Source organism: Streptomyces sp. 4N509B, from assembly GCF_052245655.1.
Lineage (GTDB): Bacteria > Actinomycetota > Actinomycetes > Streptomycetales > Streptomycetaceae > Streptomyces.
On sequence record NZ_JBQQBZ010000021.1, the window covers coordinates 50,954 to 70,756 of the forward strand.

The window sequence follows — 19,803 nt, forward strand, 5'->3', positions numbered from 1 at the left end:
GAGTCACGCGCAGTCGGCGGGCCGCCCGAGGACGGTCCACCACCAGCGGCGGGTGTGCCGGATGCGGCACTGCTGCGCGATCACGCGGCGCACTATACCCTTCCCCGGCCCCGCCGCCCCCGGGACACGACGGGAGGCGTCTCACGTTTCGGCCACCCCGGAAACCGGCTGGACGCGACCCCGTAATCTGGAGCGCGTGACCGTCAACGCTGAGAGCACCGCAGCCACCGCCCCCTCACCCGTCGCGCCCGTCGTGGGCGCCGGACGCGCTGGTCACGCCGACTGGCGGGACCTGCCGGCGGCGCAGCAGCCGGACTATCCGGACGCGGCCGCGCTGCGGGCGGTGACCGCCGAGCTGGCGACGTACCCCCCGCTGGTCTTCGCCGGCGAGTGCGACCAGCTGCGCGACCGGATGGCCGCCGTCGCGCGGGGCGAGGCCTTCCTGTTGCAGGGCGGGGACTGCGCCGAGGCGTTCGACCAGGTCAGCGCGGAGAACATCCGGGCGAAGCTCAAGACGCTGCTCCAGATGAGCGCGGTCCTGACGTACGCCGCGGCCGTGCCCGTGGTGAAGATCGGCCGGATCGCGGGACAGTACTCCAAGCCGCGTTCGAAGCCGACCGAGACCCGGGAGGGCGTGACGCTGCCGTCGTACCGGGGCGACTCGGTCAACGGCGCCGAGTTCACCGCCGAGGCGCGGGTTCCCGACCCCGACCGGCTGCGGCGGATGTACCACTCCTCGGCCGCCACGTTGAACCTGGTGCGCGGCTTCACCACCGGCGGGTACGCCGACCTGCACCAGGTGCACGCCTGGAACCAGGACTTCGTGCGCACCTCCGCCGCCGGCCAGCGGTACGAGGCGCTGGCCCGTGAGATCGACAACGCGCTGAACTTCATGAAGGCGTGCGGCGCGGACCCGGCCGAGTTCCACAGCGTGGAGTTCTACGCCTCCCACGAGGCGCTGCTGCTGGAGTACGAGGGGGCGCTGACCCGCACCGACTCCCGCACCGGGTCGCTGTACGACGTCTCGGGCCACTTCGTGTGGATCGGCGAGCGGACGCGGCAGCTGGACGGCGCGCATGTGGCGTTCGCCTCCTCCATCCGCAACCCCATCGGCGTCAAGCTGGGCCCGAACACCACGCCCGACGAGGCGCTGGCGCTGATCGACCGGCTCGACCCCGAGCGGGAGCCGGGCCGGCTGACGTTCATCACGCGGATGGGCGCGGACAAGATCCGCGACCGGCTGCCGCTGCTGGTGGAGCGGGTCACGGCCGAGGGCGCCCAGGTGGCCTGGGTCAGCGACCCGATGCACGGCAACACCTTCGAGGCGGCCTCCGGACACAAGACGCGGCGCTTCGACGACGTGCTGGACGAGGTCAGGGGCTTCTTCGAGGTCCACAAGGGCCTGGGCACCCACCCCGGCGGCATCCACGTGGAGCTGACGGGGGACGACGTGACCGAGTGCGTGGGCGGCGGGGACGAGATTCTCGTCGACGACCTGCACCAGCGGTACGAGACGGCCTGCGACCCGCGCCTCAACCGCAGCCAGTCCCTGGACCTGGCCTTCCTCGTGGCCGAGATGTACCGGGCCTGACCCGCGGGCGGGAACGGGCGGGGCAGGGGTGTCGCCACCTCCGCCGGCAAGGTAAGGTTAGCTTTACCTTACTTACCGGCGGAGGGTTCTGGTGTACGTCTGCTCGTGCTTCGGCATCACCGAGGAGCAGGTGCGTGAGCACGCTGCCGCCGGTGCGTGCACGCCGCGGCAGCTCGCCAGCGCGAGCGGCGCGGGCACCGACTGCGGCTCGTGCGTCCGCCGCATCCAGGGACTGCTGGGCCGCGAGGTGGCCTGCCCGCGACGGCGGGCCGCCGCCGCGGGCGCGGTCGTGCCGGCCGTGTCGGCCGTCTCGGGTGCGCCGGCCGCCTCGGGCGCGTCGGAGGCGGTGGCCCGCCCCGAGGCCCCGGCGGTGACGCCGGTGCCGGTCCTGCCCGATGCCCGGCCGGCGGCGGTGCCGGCGCTCTCACCCCTGGCCGCGAGCCCCGCCTAGCTCGCGGGCACGGCCTAGCCCGCGGGCCCCGCCCGGGAGCGCCCCGCGGCCGGGCGGCTCACGCCTCCTTCGGCTGCTCGATCTGCTGGGCCAGGTAGAGCGCCTCGCCCAGCTTGTCGATCAGGTCCAACTGGGTGTCGAGGTAGTCGATGTGGTGCTCCTCGTCCGCGAGGATCGACTCGAAGATCCGGGCCGAGGTGATGTCCCCCTTCGCGCGCATCACCTCGATCCCGCGCCGCAGCCGGTCGATCGCCTCCACCTCGATCTGCCGGTCCGCCTGGAACATCTCGGTGACGGTCTGTCCGACGCGGACGTGGAAGAGCCGCTGGTAGTTGGGCAGGCCCTCGAGGAAGATGATCCGGTCCGTGAGGACCTCCGCGTGCCGCATCTCGTCGAAGGACTCGGCGCGGGTGTATGCCGCGAGCTTCGCCCAGCCGTTGTTCTCCTGCATCTTCGCGTGCAGGAAGTACTGGTTGATGGCGGTCAGCTCCGCCGTGAGCTGCTCGTTCAGGAACTCGATGACCTCGGGATCGCCCTGCATGCGGCGCCCTCCTTCCGGTTCGCCTTGTCCGCGCATCCTGGCACCGCCGCGCAGACCCGTCCAGTAAGAGAAGGCTTACCAAAAGAGGGAGGGAATGTGAGTCTTGCGACGGTATATAGCCAGATTTCTGGTCCCGAGCGGGTCAGGGTGGCGGTGTGGGCCGGCCGAGGACATCTGCCACCATGGAGGCATGGGTCAGCCGGACAGCCGCACGGGTCAGGTGCAGGAGGATCCCTCCGGCCGGCTCCCCCCGGGCCAGCGGCTCCAGCGTGGCTGGCCCGTCACGCACTACGGTCCCGTGCCGAGGTTCCGGGCCGACCGTTGGGAGTTCCGTGTCTTCGGGGCGACCGCCGACGGCGACAAGCACCGCTGGACCCACGAGGAGTTCGTCGCGCTGCCATACACCACGGTCGTGGCCGACCTGCACTGCGTCACCAAGTTCAGCATCCTGGGCGCCGAGTGGGGCGGCGTGAGCACCAGCACCGTCCTCGCCCTGGCGCCGCCCGCGCCCGAGGTCAGCCACGTGATGGTCTGGGCCGAGTACGGGTACAGCGCCAACATCCGCCTCGCCGACTTCGCCGACGCCCGCGCGATGTTCGCCACCCACCGCGACGGCGAGCTGCTCACCGCGGAACACGGCTTCCCGCTGCGGCTGGTCGTGCCCCACCTGTACGCCTGGAAGGGCCCGAAGTGGGTGCGCGGCGTGGAGTACATGACCGCCGACCGCCGCGGCTTCTGGGAGGAGCGCGGATACCACAACATCGGCGACCCCTGGCGCGAGCAGCGGTACTCCTACCAGGAGGAGCCGGGCGACGGCCCCGAGCTGTGAGCCCGCAGCCCTACGCCCCCCGCACCGCGTCGTCGCGGGACGCCGCGCCGCACTCCTCCCGCAGGCCGCACTCCTCCCGCAGCTTCCTCAGCCGCTCCACGTCCGACCGCATGCCCCGCTCCGGCGTCTCCAGCACCAGCGGCACCCCCGCCGTCGCCGGGTGGGCGAAGAGGTCGGCGAAGCCGGCGAGGCCGATGGCGCCCTCGCCGAGGGTGGCGTGCCGGTCCCGTCGGGACCCGCAGCCGTCCTTCGAGTCGTTGACGTGGACCAGCCCCAGCCGGCCCGGGCCCGCCACCCGCTCCAGCTGGTCGAGCAGGGACCAGGTCCCCCCGGGTGCCGAGAGGTCGTGGCCGGCGGCGAAGACGTGGCAGGTGTCCAGGCACACGCCGAGCCTCGGGTGGTGGTCGAGGGCCGCGAGGTAGGGGCCGAGATCCTCGACGCGGGAGCAGAGCGAGGCGCCCTGGCCGGCCGTCGGCTCCAGCAGCAGGCGGGGCGCCGCGCCGGAAAGCTCCTCCAGCAGTGGCAGCAGCAGCCGCCGGACCTGGTCCAGCGCGGTCCGCCGGTCCCGTCCCCCGGTGGCGGAGCCGGTGTGCACGACGACGCCGAGCGCGCCGATCTCGCCGGCCCTGCGCACCGTGTGCCGCAGCGTCGCCACCGACCGCGCGGCCGTGGCCGCGTCGTGCGAGGCGAGGTTGACCAGGTAGGGGGCGTGGACGTAGGCGGGGAGCGGCACCGTCGCGCAGGCGGCGCGGAACGCCTCGTCCTGACGGGGGTCACCCGGCGTCGCGGCCCAGCCGCGGGGATTGCCCACGAAGACCTGGACCACCTCCGCGCCCAGCTCCCTGGCGTACGGAACGCCACGGGCGGCCAGGCCCCCGGAGACGGGGACGTGGCCGCCGATGGGATTGCGCGGGCGGGGACGGTCGTGTGCTGCGGTGGTCACCGTCCCAGGGTGCCAGGGCGGCGAGAGGGAGATCAGTACGGGCCGTCGACGTTGTCGATCGAACCGTAGCGGTCCGCCGCGTAGTTGGCGGCGGCGACGATGTTGGCCACCGGGTCGTAGATGTCGTACGGCGTGCCCTCGACGTGGTAGGCGTCGAACGTCGGCTGGATGACCTGGAGCAGGCCGATCGACGGGGTGCCGTTCTGGGCGTTGATGTCCCAGAGGTTGATCGCGTTGGGGTCGCCGCTGGACTCGCGGATGATGTTCCGGTACAGGCCGTCGTAGGTGCCCGGTATCCCGTTCGCCGCCATGATGTCCAGCGACTCGCGGATCCAGCCGTCGAGGGTGTCGGGGTAGGCGGCCTCGGCGGGCTGCTCGGCCGTCCCGCGCGGCTGCTCGGCGACGCTCCGGCTGACGGGCTGCTCCGGCTCCTCGGCGGGGGCGGACTCCTCGGCCGGCTCCTCGGGGGGCTCCTCGGCCGTGGCCTCGGGGGCGGCCTTCTCGCCCGGCTCCTCCGCCTTCTCGCGCTTCGGCGCGCCGTCACGGGTAGCGCCTGCTCCGTCCTCGCCCGCGCGGCCGGTGCCGTCGCCCGGCGCCGGGACGCCGGTCTCCGGGCCGAGACCGGGCCGCTCCTCGCCGGAGCCCTGGCCGGGAACGGCGCCGTTGGGCTGCCGCTGGCCGGGAAGGTCGGCGGCCTTCACGTGGAAGCTGGTGGGCTCGCCGACGGTGGCGGCGGCGGAGGACTGGGCGTCCGCCTGGATGGGCGCGGCACTCAGCGCGATGGCCGCGACGCCCGCGGCGGCGAGCGCGGCGGTCGCGTGACGTCGCGAGCGCGGCGTGCGAACGCGGGCAAGCGCGGGGGGAATGGGCATGAAGGGTGAGACCTCGTGCTCGGGGGCGAATTCGATGCACCTTGTTAACAGGCACGGAATTCGCCGCGCAAAGGTCTCGATTACTACTCCCGATAGTCGGGAGTGAGGAAATTCCCTGGCTTTTTCTCGATGTTCTCCCAGGTCAGAAGGGATCGGATGGCGACGAAGCGCGATCGTAGATGACCAAGGTCCTTATGGTGGGCCTCACAGAAAGGCCCTCTCCGGACCCGGGAAAACCCGGAGGAGAGGGCCTCGAACCGCGGATGAGAAGGACAGCCCTCAGCGGACCCAGATCGTGATCGTGGAACCGCGGGCCGCCCGGTCGCCGCTGTGGACGGACTGGTTGAAGACCGTGCCGGTGAAGAAGAGCCGGTTGACGTTCACCTCGAAACCCGCCTCCTGGAGGATCTCCACGGCCTCGTCCTCGTCGAGCCCCCGCACGTCGGGCACGACGATCATCTCCGGGCCCCGGGAGACGGTGAGTGTCACCGTGTCCCCCGCGCCCGCCGTCGTGCCGCCCGCCGGCGTCTGCCGGGCCACCGTCCCCGCCTCCTCCTGCGAGTGGACGCGTTCCGGTGCCACCTCGACCTCGAAGCCGGCGTCCCGCAGCCGCTGCGCGGCCGTACCCTCCGGCAGACCCACGACGCCGGGGACGTCGATCTCCGCGCCGCGGCTGACGACGAGGTCCACCGCCGTGTTCGGGCGCACCTCCTCGCCCGGCGCGGGCGTGGTGGAGATCACCGATCCGCGGGGCACCTCCTCGGAGAAGTCCCGGATCTCCTCGCCCGGCGTGAGCCCGGCCTCCCGCAGCTGGCTCGTGGCCTCGTCGAGGGGGAGGCCACGGACGTTGGGGACCGCCGCGACCGGCGGCCCCTGCGAGACGGTGAGCGTGACCGTGCTGTTCCTGCGGACCCGCTCGCCACGCTCCGGATCGCTGGAGATGACGTGCCCCACCGGCACGACCTGCGAGAAGTCCTCCCGGACCGTCACGTCCAGGCCGGCGTCCCTGAGCCGTTCACTCGCCTCCGCCTCCGCCAGCCCGACGACGCCCGGCGTGCGCAGGAACTGCCCGGAGTTGATGTACCAGACGCCGGCGCCCGCGCCGATGACCAGCAACGCCAGCAGCACCAGGCCGAGGACGCGGCGGCGCGGCGCCGGCCGCCGCGCGGGCGGGACGGCGTCGCCCTGGAACGCGTCGCCGTCGTCGAAGGCCCGGGAGGGGCCGAGGAGGCTCGGGACGGGCGGCTGCCCGTCGGCCGGAAGCTCGATGCGGCTGGTGCGCTCGACGGCGGGCCCGCCGTTTGACGCGGACGACGTCAGCACGCCCTCGGGCAGCGGCACCACGGCCGTGCGGTCGTCCGGACCGACCCCGGCGGCGCGGGGCAGGCGCTCCGTGAGGGCCTCGCCGCCCGCGCCCACCGCCGCCACGGGCGCGGGCCCCGGACCGGCGTCGACGTCCAACTGCTCCTCGCTCAGCACCGCCCGCACCGCCTGCACCAGGGAGAGCATGGCCGCGGCGTCCGCCGGGCGCGTGTCCCGGTCCCTGGCCGAGGCCCTGGCCACGAGGCCGTCCAGCTCGGGGGCGAGCTCCGGCACCGCCGCCGAGGGCAGCGGCACGTCCTCGTTCAGCCGCGCGTACAGCAGCTGGGCCGCGGTCTCGCCCGCCTGGGGCCGCTCGCCCGTCAGCATCTCGTACAGCAGCAGGCCGCAGGCGAAGACGTCGGTGCGGGCGTCGACCGTGCCCCGCTCGATCTGCTCCGGCGCCAGGTAGGACACGGTGCCCAGCAGGCTGTCGGTGGTGGCGGAGGTGGTGGAGTCGACGCCGCGCACCAGGCCGAAGTCGGCGACCTTGACCCGGCCGTCGTCGCCTATCAGCACGTTCTCCGGCTTGACGTCGCGGTGGACGAGCCCGGCGCGGTGCGCGGCGCCGAGTCCGGCGAGCATCGGCTGGAGGATGTCGAGCACGGCGCGCGGCGGCAGGGAGCCGCGCTCGCGCAGCGCGTCGCGCAGCGTGCAGCCCGCCACGTACTCCATCGCGAGGTAGACGTACCCCTCGTCGGTGCCCTGGTCGAGCACGCCGACGATGTTCGGGTGGTCCAGACGGGCCACCGACCGCGCCTCGCGGATGAACCGCTCGACGAAGCCGCCGTCCTCGGCGAGCGAGGGGTGCATCACCTTCAGGGCCACCACCCGGTCGAGGCGGAGGTCGGTCGCCCGGTAGACCGTGGCCATGCCGCCGACGGCGATCCGCTCCTCGACGCGGTACCGGCCGTCGACCAGACGGCCGATCAGCGGGTCGTGCAGGGTGGTGTCCACGGTTGACGAGTCTACGAGCACCAGGGGTCTGACCTCCCGCGTTGTGGCCGGGCCGGACCGACTTGGAGCGGAACGGTGACCAACGCGACGGCCCCGGTGGGGGAGGCCCCGGTGGAGGGGTTGGCCCGGTGGAGTGACGCTCTACCGGAGGACGCCCTGCTGGAGGGGAGCTACTGGAGAGAGGCCGTCAGCCCGAGGTTCTCGCGGATGCCGATCTCGATGTCCACGCCGAGCGTGGCGAATGCGTCCTCGTACTCCGTGTCGTAGGTGGCCTGGTCCGACGCGTTCGCCGCCCGCTCCCAGGAGGGGACGCTCTCCCCCCGCGCCGCCACCAGGTCGTCGACGAGCGCGCCGACCTCCTCCGACCAGCCGTGTTCGGCCAGCGCCCGCGACTCGTCCTCGATCACCCGTGCCACCTCACCGGCCCAGGCCCGGTGCTCCTCCAGCGGCGCCTCGGGCAGCGGCTCCTTCCACAGCGCGATCTCCAGCGGCGTGGTGATCTCGACGTACGCCGTCTGTTCGTCGGTCAGCTCGTCCGGGTCGCGCCGCAGCGTCTCCTCCAGTGCCGAGCCGTCCTGACGGCCGAAGAAGCACAGGATCTCGCGGTCGCCGAAGGCCCAGCTGCTGCGTTGGGGATAGTAGAAGTAGAACGTGACGGAGGAGCCCAGGGTCCAGGTGTCGAGCACGAACGGCTGGACGCGGTCCGCGCACTCCTCGAACGCGACGGCCGTCATCTCCTGGTCGCCCGGATACGCGTCGTAGCCCGTGACCTCCAGCAGGCCGAACGCCTCCGCCTCGTGGGGCGTGGCGCAGTCCAGCCGGGTGACCGTGTGCTCCTCGGCCTGGCCGTCCTCGTCGAACTCGCTGAGGCCGGTGCCCGAGTCGAAGCAGTCGCCGACGCGGAGGTCGTAGACGCTGATCTCCTCACCGTCCGCCGCACCGTCCCCGTTCTCGCGCTCCTCGGCGGGCGGGGAGGGCGAGGCGTCGTCCGGGTCGGCGGGGGCGGGGTCGTCGTCCCGCGAGGGCGTGGGGTCGTCGTGCTGCGTCGCCTCCACCGAGCCGTCGCCGTCCTCGGCGGTGATGACGGCGATGGGGATGAGGACGGCGAGCAGGAGGATCTGGGCGCTCGCCAGGACGATGCCCGCGATGGCGAGGCCCCGGCCGCGCTCCGGCGGCCGGCCGGGGGTGGCGAGCCGGGAGAGCGCGACGAGTCCGAGGGAGAGCGCCGCGGGGAAGACGGCGAACAGGCCGGTGACCAGCGCCCCGACCGCCAGGCCGTTGAGTGGCGGGCGCGGCGGCGGGCCCCAGGGCGGGGCGCCGGGCGCGCCGGGCTGGGGCGGGGGGTAGGCGTGGGGCTGCGGCGCGGGCGCCTGCCCCGGCGGGGGCGGAGGCTGTGGGGGCCCGTAGTGCGGGGGCGGTGCCTGCCCCGCCGGTGGTGGTGCGTCCACGTGCCCCCCTGCTGATGTCCCCCGGCCGTCGATCGGGTGGCGGGATCGTATCTCAGGACGAGCCGGGCGGAGGACCGGCTTCCGGGTCTCCGCCCGGCCCCTGCTCCTCGTCGGCGTCCTCGTCGCGCCAGGCCAGGCCCGTGGTGGGAGAGGAGGCGAGCGCGAAACGGCGGCGCGGGATCCGGCCCGCCAGGAACGCCAGACGGCCGCCGGCCACCGCGTGCCGCATGGCCCGAGCCATCGCCTCGGGCCGCTGCGCCCGGGTCACCGCCGTGGCCAGCAGCACGCCGGCGCAGCCGAGCTCCATCGCGAGCGCGGCGTCGGAGGCCGTGCCCACGCCCGCGTCGAGGATCACGGGGACCCCGGCGCGTCCGGTGATCAGCTCGATGTTGTGGGGGTTGCGGATGCCGAGTCCCGAGCCGATGGGGGAGCCGAGCGGCATCACCGCGGCACAGCCCACGTCCTCCAGGCGCCGGGCGAGGACCGGGTCGTCGTTGGTGTAGGGCAGCACGGTGAAGCCGTCGTCCACCAGGGTCTCGGCCGCCTCCAGCGTCGCCACGGGGTCGGGCAGCAGGGTGTGCTCGTCGGCGATCACCTCCAGCTTGACCAGCTCGGTGCCGAGCGCCTCGCGGGCCAGGCGGGCGGTCAGCACGGCCTCGCCCGCCGTGTGGCAGCCCGCGGTGTTGGGCAGCGGCTCGATGGCGTGCTCGCGGAGCACGTCGAGGACCGAGCCGCGCGTCGAGGGGTCCAGGCGCCGCATCGCCACGGTGGTCAGCTCGGTGCCCGAGGCGGCCAGTGCCCGCCCGAGCACGGTGAGGCTGACGGCCCCTCCGGTCCCCATGATCAGACGGGAGGTCAGCCGCAGGCGCCCCAGCACCAGGGGCTCGTCCTCCCACACGTCGTTCCCGGGCCTCTCGGCCTTCCCGGCCCTCTCGGCCGCGCCCGTGTCGGCGGCCGTCGCCAGCGTCTCCACATCACCCTCCCTGAACGGCGGTCAGCACCTCGACGCGGTCGCCCTCGGCGAGCGCGGTGGCGGGCCATCTCCCGCGCGGCACGACGGTCTCGTTGACGGCGGCGGCCACCCCGCCGGGCGCGGCGGTCAGCTCCGCCACCAGTGCCGCGAGTGTGGTGCCCGGCGCCAGCCGGTGCCGCTTCCCGTTCACCCAGACCGTCACGCCGACACCTCCGCGTCTCCCGCCAGGTCCCGCTCCCTGCCCGTCCCGCCGCCCGTGGCCCGGTTCGTGGCCCCGTTCGTGGCGCTGTCCGGCACACCGGTGGCGCCGGGGGCACCGGGCGTGCCGGACGCCGGGACCCGGGCGAAGCGGTCGGCGCCGAACGGGCGCGCCGGCTCGGGAAGCTGGCCCGAGGCCAGCGCCTCGGCCAGCGCGTCCCCGGTGACCGGCGCGAGCAGCACGCCGTTGCGGTGGTGGCCGGTCGCGAGGTGGAGCCCCGGCAGGCCGCTGGGGCCGAGGAGCGGCCCGTTGTCGGGGCTGCCGGGACGGAGCCCGGCCTCGCACTCCACGAGCGGCAGCTCGGTGATCCCGGGCACCAGCTCGTGGGCGTCGCGCAGCAGCTGGTAGACGCCGCCCGCGGTGACGGTGGTGTCGAAGCCCTGCTCCTCCGAGGTGGCGCCGAGGACGAGTTCGCCGTCGAGCCGCGGCACCAGGTACACCTGGCTGCCGCGCACCACCGCCCGCAGCGTCCGGGAGAGCAACGGCGGCCCGCCCGCGCTCATCCGCAGCCGCAGCACCTGTCCCTTGACCGGGCGCACCGGCGGCAGCAGGCCGGCCGGCAGGCCGTCGAGCTCCGCGGCGCGGCAGCCGGCGGCGAGCACCACCTGGCCGGCGGGCAACAACTCGCCGTCGGCCAGGACGACGCCGCACGCGCGCAGCCCGCCCCACGGCCCGTCGCCCCCTGCTTCGGCGCTCGCGGGCCCGGCGGCCGTGTGGTCCGCCGCCGCGAAGCCGCCGCCGGTCTCCGCCACCACGAGCTCGGCGGCCCACGACCGGTGGAAGGCGACGCCGGCCCGCTCGCAGGCGAGGAGCAGCGCGGCCAACAGGCGCCGCGGATCGGCCTGGTGGTCGCCGTCGACGCGCAGCCCGCCGCGCACACCGGGCGCCAGCATCGGTTCGAGCCGCCGGCACTCCCGGCCGGTGAGCCACTCGGCCGACAGGCCGCACCGCAGCTGCAACGCCCGCAGCTCCCGCAGCTGGGCCCGGTCGTCCGCGTCGAGCGCCGCCACCAGCGTGCCGCAGGCCCGGTACCCGATGCCGACGCCCGTGACGTCGGCGAGCTCGGCGGCGAAGTCCGGGTAGCGGTCGGCCGAGGCGAGGCTGAGCCGCAGCAGGGCCTCCTCGCCGTGGTGGAGTTCGGTGACGGGCGCCAGCATCCCGGCGGCCACCCGCGCCGCCCCGCCACCCGGGCTCGGATCCACCACCGCGGTGCGCATGCCGCGCTGCGCCGCCCGCCAGGCGGTCACCAGCCCGATCACGCCGCCGCCGACGACGACGACGTCGGGGGCTGGGCGATGACGTGCGCGATGCTCGCGATGCCGCACGCGACTCCTCCCTTCGCCGGCATGACCCGGATCAGGTGCGTACGGTCGGAGGCCGGACAGCCTCCCTCTCAGCCCGGTGCGCCGGGCTCCCGTGAGTGCCTTCTTTCAGTGACTTCCCGGTCCCCTCGGGGACGGGCTCCGCACGGGGCGACGTCGCGCCGTCCCGCCGGGGCCTAGCCACAGCCTAGTACGCCTCACGTACGGCCCTCCTACGCTGGACGTCGTGACTGAGGCCGAGACTGACGCCGTGACTGACGTGACCGAGCGGACCGTCGTGGTCGGGGCGGGGCTCGCGGGGGTACAGACCGCCGTGGCCCTGCGCGAGGCGGGGTGGCGCGGACGCGTCACCCTCGTCGGCGCCGAGCCCCACCGCCCCTACGACCGGCCGCCGCTCTCCAAGGACGTGCTGCTCGGCGAGGCCGACCCCGCGGGCAAGGGCGTCGACCTCGACGTGGACTTCGTCGGGCTCGACATCGAGCTGCTGCTCGGCCGCGCCGCGACGGGCGTGCGCACCGCCGACCGGCTGCTTCAGACCGAGGCCGGGCCGGTGCGCTACGACCACCTGGTCCTGGCCACGGGCGCCGAGGCCGTGACGCTGCCCGGCGCCGTTCCCGGCGCCACCCCCGGCGTCCACGTGCTGCGGACCCTCGACGACGCGCGGCGCCTGAAGCCGGTGCTCGACGCGGGCGGCAGCCTGGTCGCGGTCGGCGCCGGCTGGATCGGGGCCGAGGTCGCCACCGCGGCCCGCGCCGCCGGCTGCCGGGTCACCGTCGTCGAGGCCGCCGAGCAGGTGCTGCCGGGCTCGCTGCCCGGCGCCGTCACCGAGCCCATGCGGCGCTGGTACGCGGCGGCGGGCGTGGAACTGCGCACCGGGCAGCGGGTGGCGGCGGTGCGCGACGGCGGCGTCGAGCTCGCCGACGGCACCGTGCTCACGGCCGACGCGGTCCTCCTCGGCGTCGGCTCCCGCCCGGCCACCGCGTGGCTGGAGGGCTCGGGGATCGAGCTGGCCCCCGACGGCTCCGTCCGCGCCGACGCGACGCTGCGCGCCGGCGCGCCGGGGGTGTACGCGGTCGGCGACTGCGCCTCGTTCCCCTCCCGGCGGTACGGTCGGCGGCTGCTGGTCCACCACTGGGACAACGCGCTGGCCGGCCCCCGCGTGGTGGCGGCGGCGATTCTCGGCCAGGAGGCGACGTACGACCCGGTACCGTACTTCTGGTCGGAGCAGTTCGGCCGCCACGTCCAGTACGCGGGCCACCACGCTCCGGGCGACACCCTGGTCTGGCGGGGCGACCCCGAGGACGCCCCCGGCGAGGCGGCCGGGGCGGGCGCCGGCCGGCAGGGGTGGAGCGTGTGCTGGGTGCGGGGGCCCGAGGAGGTGCTGGTCGCCGTTCTGGCGGTGGACCGGCCGCGGGACCTCGCCCAGGGGCGTCGGCTGGTCGAACGCGGTGCCGCCGTGGATCCGGCGCGGGTCTCCGACCCCGCCGTCCCTCTCAAGGCGGCGGTCCGGTGACGGCTGTCGGTCCCGGATGGCAGTCTTGGGGATGTGACCGAGATCTATTCGTCGATTGACCCGAAGGTTGACGCACTCGTCCCCGCCTGGCTCACCCTGCCCGACATCGCCGAGCAGCTCGACGTCCCGGTGACGCGGGTGCGCCAGCTGGTGAAGGAGGGCCAGCTCATCGCCGTTCGCCGTGGGGAGAACCGCGTCCTTCAGGTGCCCGCCGCGTTCGTCGGCGAGGGCCGGGTCGTCAAGGGCCTGGTCGGCACCCTCACCCTGCTGAAGGACGACGGCTTCACCGACGAGGAGATGCTGGAGTGGCTCTTCACCCCCGACGACACGCTGCCGGGCACCCCGGCGCAGGCGCTGCGGGAGAACCGCGGGACGGAGGTGAAGCGCCGGGCGCAGGCGCTGGCCGTGTGACCGGCCCCGGGGGGCGCGCGGAGCTCGCACGGGCCCTTTCGCGGGCACGGCTGTACCTGTGCACCGACGCCAGGAAGCGCCAGGGGGACCTGCCGGAGTTCCTCGACGCGGTGCTCGCCGGCGGCGTGGACGTCGTGCAGCTGCGGGAGAAGGGTATGGAGGCCGCGGAGGAGCTGGAGCACCTCGCGGTCTTCGCCGCCGCCTGCCGCCGGCACGGGGCGCTGCTGGCGGTCAACGACCGCGCGGACGTCGCTCACGCCGCGGCCCAGGCCGCCACCCGTGCCGCCGCCCACGCCGTGGGCCCGGCCGCCGTCGCCACCGGCCCCGGCGCGCCGGGGCCCGGGGTGCTCCACCTGGGGCAGGGCGACCTGCCGGTGACGGCTGCGCGGGCCATCCTCGGCGAGCGCGTGCTGATCGGCCGCTCCACCCACAGCGAGGCCCAGGTGGAGGACGCCCTCGCCGACCCCGGCGTGGACTACTTCTGCGTCGGCCCGTGCTGGCCGACGCCCACCAAGCCGGGCCGCGCCGCCCCGGGGCTGCCGCTGGTGCGCCACGCGGCCGCCCGCGCCGCCGGCGGCGACCGCCCCTGGTTCGCCATCGGCGGCGTCGACGAACGGCGCCTGGAGGAGGTGCTGGCCGCCGGGGCGCGGCGCGTGGTCGTGGTCCGCGCCATCACCGAGGCCGACGACCCGGGCGCGGCGGCGTCCCGGCTGGCGGGGCGGCTGCGGGAGGTGCCGCTGCCGTCCCCGCGGGCGGAATAGCACAGCCGTCCGCACAGCGGACACGCTCCGGTGGATCGGCACGGCCGTGGGTAGCCTGCTGGGCATGGCCCTTGGCATCCCCAGCACCATGGCGCAGCGTGCGCGGACGGTGCGCGAGCTGCTCGCCGCCGGCGAGCGCTCGTACTCCTTCGAGTTCACCCCGCCCCGGACGGAGCAGGGCGAGCGCACCCTGTGGAACGCCGTCCGCCGTGTCGAGGCGGTCGGGCCGACGTTCGTCTCGGTGACGTACGGTGCGGGCGGCTCCTCCCGGGGGCGCACGGTGCGCGCCACCGAGCGGATCGCCGCCGAGACCACGCTGACGCCCGTCGCCCACCTGACGGCCGTCAACCACTCGGTCGCCGAGCTGCGCAACATCATCGGCCAGTACGCCGGCGCCGGTATCCGCAACATGCTGGCCCTGCGCGGCGACCCCCCGGGCGACCCCATGGGGGAGTGGACCAGGCATCCGGAGGGCGTGAACTACGCCGTGGAGCTGGTCCACCTGATCAAGGAATCAGGCGATTTCTGCGTGGGCGTCGCCGCTTTTCCCGAGATGCACCCCCGGTCCACCGACTGGGAGACGGATATCCGGCATTTCGTCAACAAATGTCGTGCGGGTGCCGACTTCGCCATCACGCAGATGTTCTTCCGCCCCGAGGACTATCTGCGACTTCGCGACCGGGTGGCCGCGGCCGGCTGTGACACGCCGATCATCCCCGAGATCATGCCGATCACGAGCGTGCGTCAGATCGAGCGCTTCCGCCAGCTCAGCAACACGACATTCCCGTCCGAGCTGGAACGACGCATCCTCGCGGTCAAGGACGACCCGATGGCTGTACGCTCGATCGGTATCGAATTCGCCACGGAGTTGTGTGCGAGGCTGATGGACGAGGACATCCCCGGGCTGCACTTCATCACGCTGAACACGTCAAGCCACTCCACGGCCACGCTGGATGTGTACAGGAGCCTGGGTCTTCACCAGCGGACGTGAGAATCGCCGCAGAGAGGGGCGTACATGGGCTGGACGGTTCTCTACGTCGCGTTCGGAGTCGTCGCCCTGTGGCTCCTCGGCGAGGTGCTGTTGCAGTACAAGGCGCGGCTGCGGTGGCGCCTCGTTGCGTTCTGCGGCTTCCTCGGCGTCGTGCTCGGCGTCATGCTCCCCTCGGTGCCCGTGATCGCGGCGGGCACGCTCGCGTTCGCCGTCGGCCAGACCTTCGTCACCCTCTCCTTCCGCCGCGGCTTCTCCACGGGCTGGGCCCTGGGCGGCAAACCGGGCACCAGCCGGCGCCGCCGCCCCGTGGAGGAGCCCTCGGAGATGCGCCCGCTGGAGCCGGTCGCCGAGGAGCCCCCGGCTGACGGCCCGCCGTACGCCGACGAGGAGCCCTACGAGCACCGGGCGCACGCCTCCGTGCCGGCCGAGCCGCCGACCGCTGAGGGCGCGTACCAGGAGCGGTACGACGCGCCGTACGAGGGCGGCCGGGCCGAGGAGCCGGGCGGCGGGTACGGCGAGGAGATATACGCCGGCGCCGGCGCGGCCGGCTACCAGCAGCCGGCGGACTACGCCACGGACTACGCCACGGACTATGCCACCGGGTACGCGCAGGGATACGCGGACACCGCCTTTGGCCCCGCGCCCGCCGAGACCGGCGCCGAGAGCTACGGCGCGGCCTACGCCGCCTACTCCGACCCGTACCTCGGCGACACCGGGGCGGGCGCGGAGCCCGCCGGCGCCGCCCACGCCTACGGCGACTACGGCACACAGCCGGCGCCCTCCTCCGAGTACCAGGCCCCGTATCCGTCGGACTACCAGGGCGAGTACCAGCCCGACGCCGCCCACCCCGGGAGCGCCGGGGACCCCCTGGACACCGGCGAGTACACGGCCAGCGGCCAGTGGCACACCGCGACCGGCCCCTACGGCTACGTGGAGACGCCGCCCGGAGGCGTCTGGGTGCCGCAGCAGCGCGACCCCGACCCGGCCGCCCCCGAGCCCGGCGGGTACGAGGCCGGTGGATACGAGGCCGGTGGGTACGGCTTCCCGCCACCCGAGCCCGCGCCCTACCCGCCCCCGCAGCCCGACGGTTACGGCTACGACGGCTCCGGCCAGGGTTACTCCTTCGACCAGGGGCAGCGCTACTGACACCGCCACCCCCGCGCCCGACGCGGGGAGGGCCGAGGTACCCGGGTCCGTGCACCGGCACTGAGTACGCGATGAGTATCCGAACGGATGGGAGCGCGCCCGCCCGACAGGGGAGGCTGAGGTCATCGGCACGGGGCGCGTCGCGGCACCGCCGGCACGGGGCGGCGGAGCGGACGCGGCGCGGACACGCCGACGACGGGGGGACACGAGGGGGGACCGGGGGAGGGGAGGGGCGGGCGGCCACCGCCGGCCAGGCACGGCCACCCGCCCCTCCGCCCGGCCCTCCGCCCGGCCCTGGGACGTCCTCGCGGCGACGTCCCTCCGGCGACGGCACGGCCCTCGCCCGCACACGCCACCGTCCGCGTCACGCGGGAGTGGCGGCCAGCAGCCCCCGTACCAGCGGTGACAGCGCCGCCTTGACCTCGGCCCTGGGCCGCTCGGGGTGGAACGCCTGCCAGTCGAGCGCGGTGACCACGACCATCCCCACCAGCGCCCCGGCGGTCACCTCCACCTCCAACTCGTCGTTGAGCTCCCCCGTCTTCACGCCCTCGTGCAGCACGTCCGCCACCACGGCAGCCGTCTGCTGCCGCGCCGCGACCAACGTGGCGTGCCAGACCCGGTGCGGACGCCACAGCTCGGCGACGACGAGCCGCGTCAGGGCGGGGTGCCGGCTGACGAAGCCCAGGCCCGCCCCGGCCATCGCGTCCAGCGCCTCGACCGCGCCGCCGCCCCGGGCGAGAACCACCTCCGCCACCCGTCGCAGGGTCACCGTCAGTGGGACGACACCCTGCCGGAGTAACTCCTCGAAGAGCTCCGCCTTCGACGCGAAGTTGTAGTAGACGGTGCCCTTGGCGACGCCCGCGCGCTCGGCGATCTGCTCCACGGTGGTGGCGGAGAAGCCCTGCTCGGCGATGAGCGCGATCGCGGCCTCGTACAGCCTGCGCCGGGTGGCACCACGCCGTGTGCCCGTGCCTGTCATGGGGTGATTCTGCCGCAGCGCGGTGGTGCCACCCGCCCGGACGCTGACTCTGCGTCGGAATCCGGTCACGCCTGGGGTGGGCGGGGCGGTGCGAGACGGGTGTTGCGGTGTTTGCAGCGTACGAGCCGGATTGTCAGTGCCATGGTTCACCATGTGCCCAGGTGCGAAGAGCATCACCGACGGATGACGACTGGAGGCTCGTCATGACCGGACTCCCGACCGACGTGCACCCCGTGCCGCGCCGGGCGCCCGTGCCGCCCGCCGCCCTGGACATGCTCGACCAGGCCGAGCGAGGCCTGGCCGAGGCGGCCACCCTGACCGACGCCGGCGACGCGTACGTCGCCGCACACCTCGCCGCGCTGCGGGCGGCGGCCGCCGTGCTCGCCGTGCGGGGCCGTCCCGAGACCAGCGCGCGGGCCCGGCGCCGCATCCGCAGCGTGTGGGAGGTGCTGCCGGAGATAGCCCCGGAGCTGGCCGAGTGGAGCGTGCTGTTCGCCGCCAGCGCCGAGCGTCGCGCGCGGATCGAGGCCGGCATCAGGGACGCCGCCGGGCGGCGGGACGCCGACGACCTCACCCGCGCCGCGGGCGTCTTCCTCCGCCTGGTCGAGGGGATGCTCGTGCCGCAGCCCGTGTTGCGCCCGACGGACGGCCCGCTGGGCGGCCGGGCCGCGAAGTAGGCTGGTGCTCCGTCGAGCCGTCGGCTCGCCGCCGCTCGACGGGGCACGACCGTCGCCGCCCTCCGCGTCACCCAGGAGCCGTCCGCCATGCCGCCACCCTCCAGCGCCCGCCCCGCGGGAGCCTCGCCCGGCTCACTGCCCGGCTCGCCGCCAGGACCCCACGCGGAGCTGCGCTCGGGCGTCGTCTGGCAGGTGCTGCGCGAGGCCCTGCTCGCCCGTTCCCGGGCGGCCGGGCGGGAGGCGCTCTCGGTGCTGGACACGGGAGGCGGCAGCGGCACCTTCGCCGTCCCCGTGGCCCGGCTCGGGCACCAGGTCACCGTCGTCGACCCCAGCCCGGACGCCCTCTTCGCGCTGGAGCGCCGGGCCGCCGAGGAGGGCATGGCCGACCGCGTGCGCGGCCTCCAGGGCGACACCAGGGACCTGCTGGACGTCGCGGGGCGCGGCGGGTACGACGTGGTCCTCTGCCACGGCGTACTGGAGCACGTGGAGGAGCCGCAGCTCGCGCTGCGCACCGTCGCGGGCGCGCTGCGTGAGGACGGGGGCACGCTGAGTCTGCTGGCGGCGGGCGTGGGCGGAGCGGTGCTCTCGCGGGCGCTGGCGGGGCGTTTCACGGAGGCGCGGCAGGTGCTGGGCGACCCGGCCGGCCGCTCGGGCGGGTCCGATCCGGTGCCGCGCCGTTTCACGCGCGAACGGCTCCTGGAGCTCGTCGTCGGCGCGGGGCTCGAACCCGGTCGGGTGCACGGGATCCGGATCTTCGCCGACCTGGTGCCCGGCGCCCTGGTGGACACCGAGCCGGACGCGCTGCGGGCCCTCACCCGCCTGGAGGCCGAGGCGGCCGGGATGCCGGCGTTCCAGGCGGTGGCCGCCGAGCTCCACGTGGTGGCCGAGCAGCCGCCGAACCGACCCTAGGCTCGTATCATCGTCAGCAGCCGTGGGCTTCGTCGTCGGCATGAGCGGCGGTCTCCACGGGAAGGACACATCCATCCCCGACGGCTTCCTCGGCCCGAGGTGGAGGGGTGAAACTGGCGTACAGGGGTGGGTTTCACAGGGAGGTTTCCCTGCCTATCCTTGAAAGAGTCGGATCCGGTCGCCACCGCGACCGACGAGTAGGAGGACTCCGTGCCGCTCTCGGACCACGAGCAGCGCATGCTCGAGCAGATGGAGCGAGCGCTGTACGCCGAAGATCCCAAATTCGCGACAGCGCTTGAGGGTAGCGAGCTGCGCACGTACACCCGCAAGAGGGTCTACCAGGCGGTCGCGGGCTTCGTGCTGGGCATCGTCCTGTTGATGGTGGGCCTGCCGGTCGGCCAGGAGTGGCTGAGCGTCGTGGGCTTCCTGATCATGCTCTCCTGCGCGGCGATCGGGGTGACCGCCTGGCGCAAGTCCCCGCCCGCCGGCGAGGCCCCCTCGGGTGGCGGCACGCAGGGCCGCTCCCGCCGTCCCCAGCGGCAGCGGCGCTCCATGATGAACCGCATCGAGGAGCGCTGGCAACGCCGCCGCGACGAGCGCGGCTGACGACATGTTCGGCCCGGTCGGAAGGCCGGCCGGACGACCTGACGACGTGACCCGACCCGTGACGCCCCGGCGTCCGCGGGTCGGGTCGTTCCGTTCGTCCGTGGGGCCCACGGGGCCCGTGTGCCGCCGGGGCCCGAAGCCCCGTCGGCCCTGAGCCCGCTGTCCGCGGCGCCCAGCCCCGGCCCTGCCCCTGGCCCCGGCCCCGGCTCTCCACCGCGGGCGCGGCCCCAGGACGGCCCCGGGGCGCGCCACGCGCCCGGCCGGA

20 protein-coding genes and 1 riboswitch are annotated in these 19,803 nt (G+C 74.6%); of the genes, 11 read left to right on the forward strand and 9 right to left on the reverse strand.

Features of this window, described 5'->3' with window-relative positions; all coding sequences use genetic code 11:
• Positions 1–196 precede the first annotated feature (196 nt).
• Positions 197–1,591 carry a class II 3-deoxy-7-phosphoheptulonate synthase gene (locus tag ACTWP5_RS19550; RefSeq protein WP_443222310.1) on the forward strand — a complete coding sequence of 465 codons (1,395 nt, stop codon included), beginning with the start codon at positions 197–199 and terminating at the stop codon, positions 1,589–1,591.
• Between the two features lie 91 nt (positions 1,592–1,682).
• Complete coding sequence (locus ACTWP5_RS19555; RefSeq protein WP_443222311.1) at positions 1,683–2,042, forward strand: (2Fe-2S)-binding protein; 360 nt, start codon at positions 1,683–1,685, stop codon at positions 2,040–2,042.
• A 58-nt stretch (positions 2,043–2,100) separates the two neighbouring features.
• Here the strand turns inward: ACTWP5_RS19555 and bfr are convergent, their stop codons facing one another.
• Positions 2,101–2,583 carry a bacterioferritin gene (gene bfr / locus ACTWP5_RS19560; RefSeq protein ID WP_443222312.1) on the reverse strand — a complete coding sequence of 161 codons (483 nt, stop codon included), beginning with the start codon at positions 2,581–2,583 and terminating at the stop codon, positions 2,101–2,103.
• Between the two features lie 190 nt (positions 2,584–2,773).
• On the opposite strand from bfr, the gene ACTWP5_RS19565 reads away from it, so the two are divergent.
• Entirely contained in the window at positions 2,774–3,412 is a 639-nt protein-coding gene (locus tag ACTWP5_RS19565; RefSeq protein ID WP_443222313.1) for a sulfite oxidase-like oxidoreductase, read from the forward strand.
• Positions 3,413–3,422: 10 nt separating this feature from the next.
• Here ACTWP5_RS19565 and ACTWP5_RS19570 read toward each other — a convergent pair whose 3' ends face one another.
• From ACTWP5_RS19570 to ACTWP5_RS19600, 7 genes are all read right to left on the reverse strand, one after another.
• Positions 3,423–4,355, reverse strand: a complete 933-nt coding sequence (locus ACTWP5_RS19570) for a deoxyribonuclease IV (protein ID WP_443222314.1) — start codon at positions 4,353–4,355, stop codon at positions 3,423–3,425.
• Between the two features lie 32 nt (positions 4,356–4,387).
• The gene (locus tag ACTWP5_RS19575; RefSeq protein ID WP_443222315.1) at positions 4,388–5,227 is read right to left on the reverse strand and encodes a transglycosylase SLT domain-containing protein; all 840 of its coding nucleotides are present in this window, start codon (positions 5,225–5,227) and stop codon (positions 4,388–4,390) included.
• A gap of 279 nt (positions 5,228–5,506) precedes the next feature.
• Positions 5,507–7,543, reverse strand: coding sequence for a Stk1 family PASTA domain-containing Ser/Thr kinase (pknB, locus tag ACTWP5_RS19580; RefSeq protein WP_443222316.1), 2,037 nt, complete (start codon positions 7,541–7,543; stop codon positions 5,507–5,509).
• Between the two features lie 170 nt (positions 7,544–7,713).
• Positions 7,714–8,991: a septum formation family protein gene (locus ACTWP5_RS19585; RefSeq protein ID WP_443222317.1), complete on the reverse strand. Its 1,278-nt coding sequence runs from the start codon at positions 8,989–8,991 to the stop codon at positions 7,714–7,716.
• Positions 8,992–9,043: 52 nt separating this feature from the next.
• Positions 9,044–9,832 (reverse strand): thiazole synthase, encoded by a 789-nt coding sequence (locus ACTWP5_RS19590; RefSeq protein WP_443222369.1) that lies wholly within the window; start codon positions 9,830–9,832, stop codon positions 9,044–9,046.
• Between the two features lie 133 nt (positions 9,833–9,965).
• Positions 9,966–10,166, reverse strand: a complete 201-nt coding sequence (thiS, locus tag ACTWP5_RS19595; RefSeq protein ID WP_443222318.1) for a sulfur carrier protein ThiS — start codon at positions 10,164–10,166, stop codon at positions 9,966–9,968.
• Complete coding sequence (locus ACTWP5_RS19600) at positions 10,163–11,548, reverse strand: FAD-dependent oxidoreductase (protein ID WP_443222319.1); 1,386 nt, start codon at positions 11,546–11,548, stop codon at positions 10,163–10,165. Before ACTWP5_RS19600 ends, thiS begins: the two co-directional genes overlap by 4 nt.
• Positions 11,539–11,651: riboswitch (TPP riboswitch) on the reverse strand. It overlaps the preceding gene by 10 nt.
• 144 nt (positions 11,652–11,795) lie before the next feature.
• Between ACTWP5_RS19600 and ACTWP5_RS19605 the strand changes: the two genes are divergently transcribed.
• From ACTWP5_RS19605 to ACTWP5_RS19625, 5 genes are all read left to right on the forward strand, one after another.
• Entirely contained in the window at positions 11,796–13,058 is a 1,263-nt protein-coding gene (locus tag ACTWP5_RS19605) for an NAD(P)/FAD-dependent oxidoreductase (RefSeq protein ID WP_443222320.1), read from the forward strand.
• 42 nt (positions 13,059–13,100) lie between these two features.
• A complete protein-coding gene (locus ACTWP5_RS19610) occupies positions 13,101–13,469 on the forward strand; it encodes an Rv2175c family DNA-binding protein (protein ID WP_443222370.1) in 369 nt (122 codons plus the stop codon).
• A complete protein-coding gene (locus tag ACTWP5_RS19615) occupies positions 13,466–14,230 on the forward strand; it encodes a thiamine phosphate synthase (RefSeq protein ID WP_443222321.1) in 765 nt (254 codons plus the stop codon). Before ACTWP5_RS19610 ends, ACTWP5_RS19615 begins: the two co-directional genes overlap by 4 nt.
• Before the next feature lie 64 nt (positions 14,231–14,294).
• Positions 14,295–15,221: a methylenetetrahydrofolate reductase [NAD(P)H] gene (gene metF, locus ACTWP5_RS19620; RefSeq protein ID WP_443222371.1), complete on the forward strand. Its 927-nt coding sequence runs from the start codon at positions 14,295–14,297 to the stop codon at positions 15,219–15,221.
• Between the two features lie 24 nt (positions 15,222–15,245).
• The gene (locus ACTWP5_RS19625; protein WP_443222322.1) at positions 15,246–16,367 is read left to right on the forward strand and encodes a hypothetical protein; all 1,122 of its coding nucleotides are present in this window, start codon (positions 15,246–15,248) and stop codon (positions 16,365–16,367) included.
• Positions 16,368–16,731: 364 nt separating this feature from the next.
• Here the strand turns inward: ACTWP5_RS19625 and ACTWP5_RS19630 are convergent, their stop codons facing one another.
• Complete coding sequence (locus tag ACTWP5_RS19630; protein ID WP_443222323.1) at positions 16,732–17,346, reverse strand: TetR/AcrR family transcriptional regulator; 615 nt, start codon at positions 17,344–17,346, stop codon at positions 16,732–16,734.
• Positions 17,347–17,549: 203 nt separating this feature from the next.
• On the opposite strand from ACTWP5_RS19630, the gene ACTWP5_RS19635 reads away from it, so the two are divergent.
• The 3 genes from ACTWP5_RS19635 (at position 17,550) to ACTWP5_RS19645 (ending at position 19,538) form a co-directional block, all read left to right on the forward strand.
• On the forward strand, positions 17,550–18,023 hold the full coding sequence (locus tag ACTWP5_RS19635) for an SAV_6107 family HEPN domain-containing protein (RefSeq protein WP_443222324.1): 474 nt from the start codon (positions 17,550–17,552) through the stop codon (positions 18,021–18,023).
• Between the two features lie 87 nt (positions 18,024–18,110).
• Positions 18,111–18,932, forward strand: a complete 822-nt coding sequence (locus tag ACTWP5_RS19640; protein WP_443222325.1) for a class I SAM-dependent methyltransferase — start codon at positions 18,111–18,113, stop codon at positions 18,930–18,932.
• 210 nt (positions 18,933–19,142) lie between these two features.
• Entirely contained in the window at positions 19,143–19,538 is a 396-nt protein-coding gene (locus tag ACTWP5_RS19645) for a DUF3040 domain-containing protein (RefSeq protein WP_443222326.1), read from the forward strand.
• Positions 19,539–19,803: the final 265 nt, after the last annotated feature.

Coding starts and splice junctions, on each gene's coding strand:
- bfr (WP_443222312.1), bottom strand. CDS start 2,583: ATGCAGGGCGATCCCGAGGTCATCGAGTTCCTGAACGAGCAGCTCACG.
- ACTWP5_RS19565 (WP_443222313.1), top strand. CDS start 2,774: ATGGGTCAGCCGGACAGCCGCACGGGTCAGGTGCAGGAGGATCCCTCC.
- ACTWP5_RS19575 (WP_443222315.1), bottom strand. CDS start 5,227: ATGCCCATTCCCCCCGCGCTTGCCCGCGTTCGCACGCCGCGCTCGCGA.
- ACTWP5_RS19590 (WP_443222369.1), bottom strand. CDS start 9,832: ATGGGGACCGGAGGGGCCGTCAGCCTCACCGTGCTCGGGCGGGCACTG.
- metF (WP_443222371.1), top strand. CDS start 14,295: ATGGCCCTTGGCATCCCCAGCACCATGGCGCAGCGTGCGCGGACGGTG.
- ACTWP5_RS19625 (WP_443222322.1), top strand. CDS start 15,246: ATGGGCTGGACGGTTCTCTACGTCGCGTTCGGAGTCGTCGCCCTGTGG.
- ACTWP5_RS19630 (WP_443222323.1), bottom strand. CDS start 17,346: ATGACAGGCACGGGCACACGGCGTGGTGCCACCCGGCGCAGGCTGTAC.
- ACTWP5_RS19635 (WP_443222324.1), top strand. CDS start 17,550: ATGACCGGACTCCCGACCGACGTGCACCCCGTGCCGCGCCGGGCGCCC.
- ACTWP5_RS19640 (WP_443222325.1), top strand. CDS start 18,111: ATGCCGCCACCCTCCAGCGCCCGCCCCGCGGGAGCCTCGCCCGGCTCA.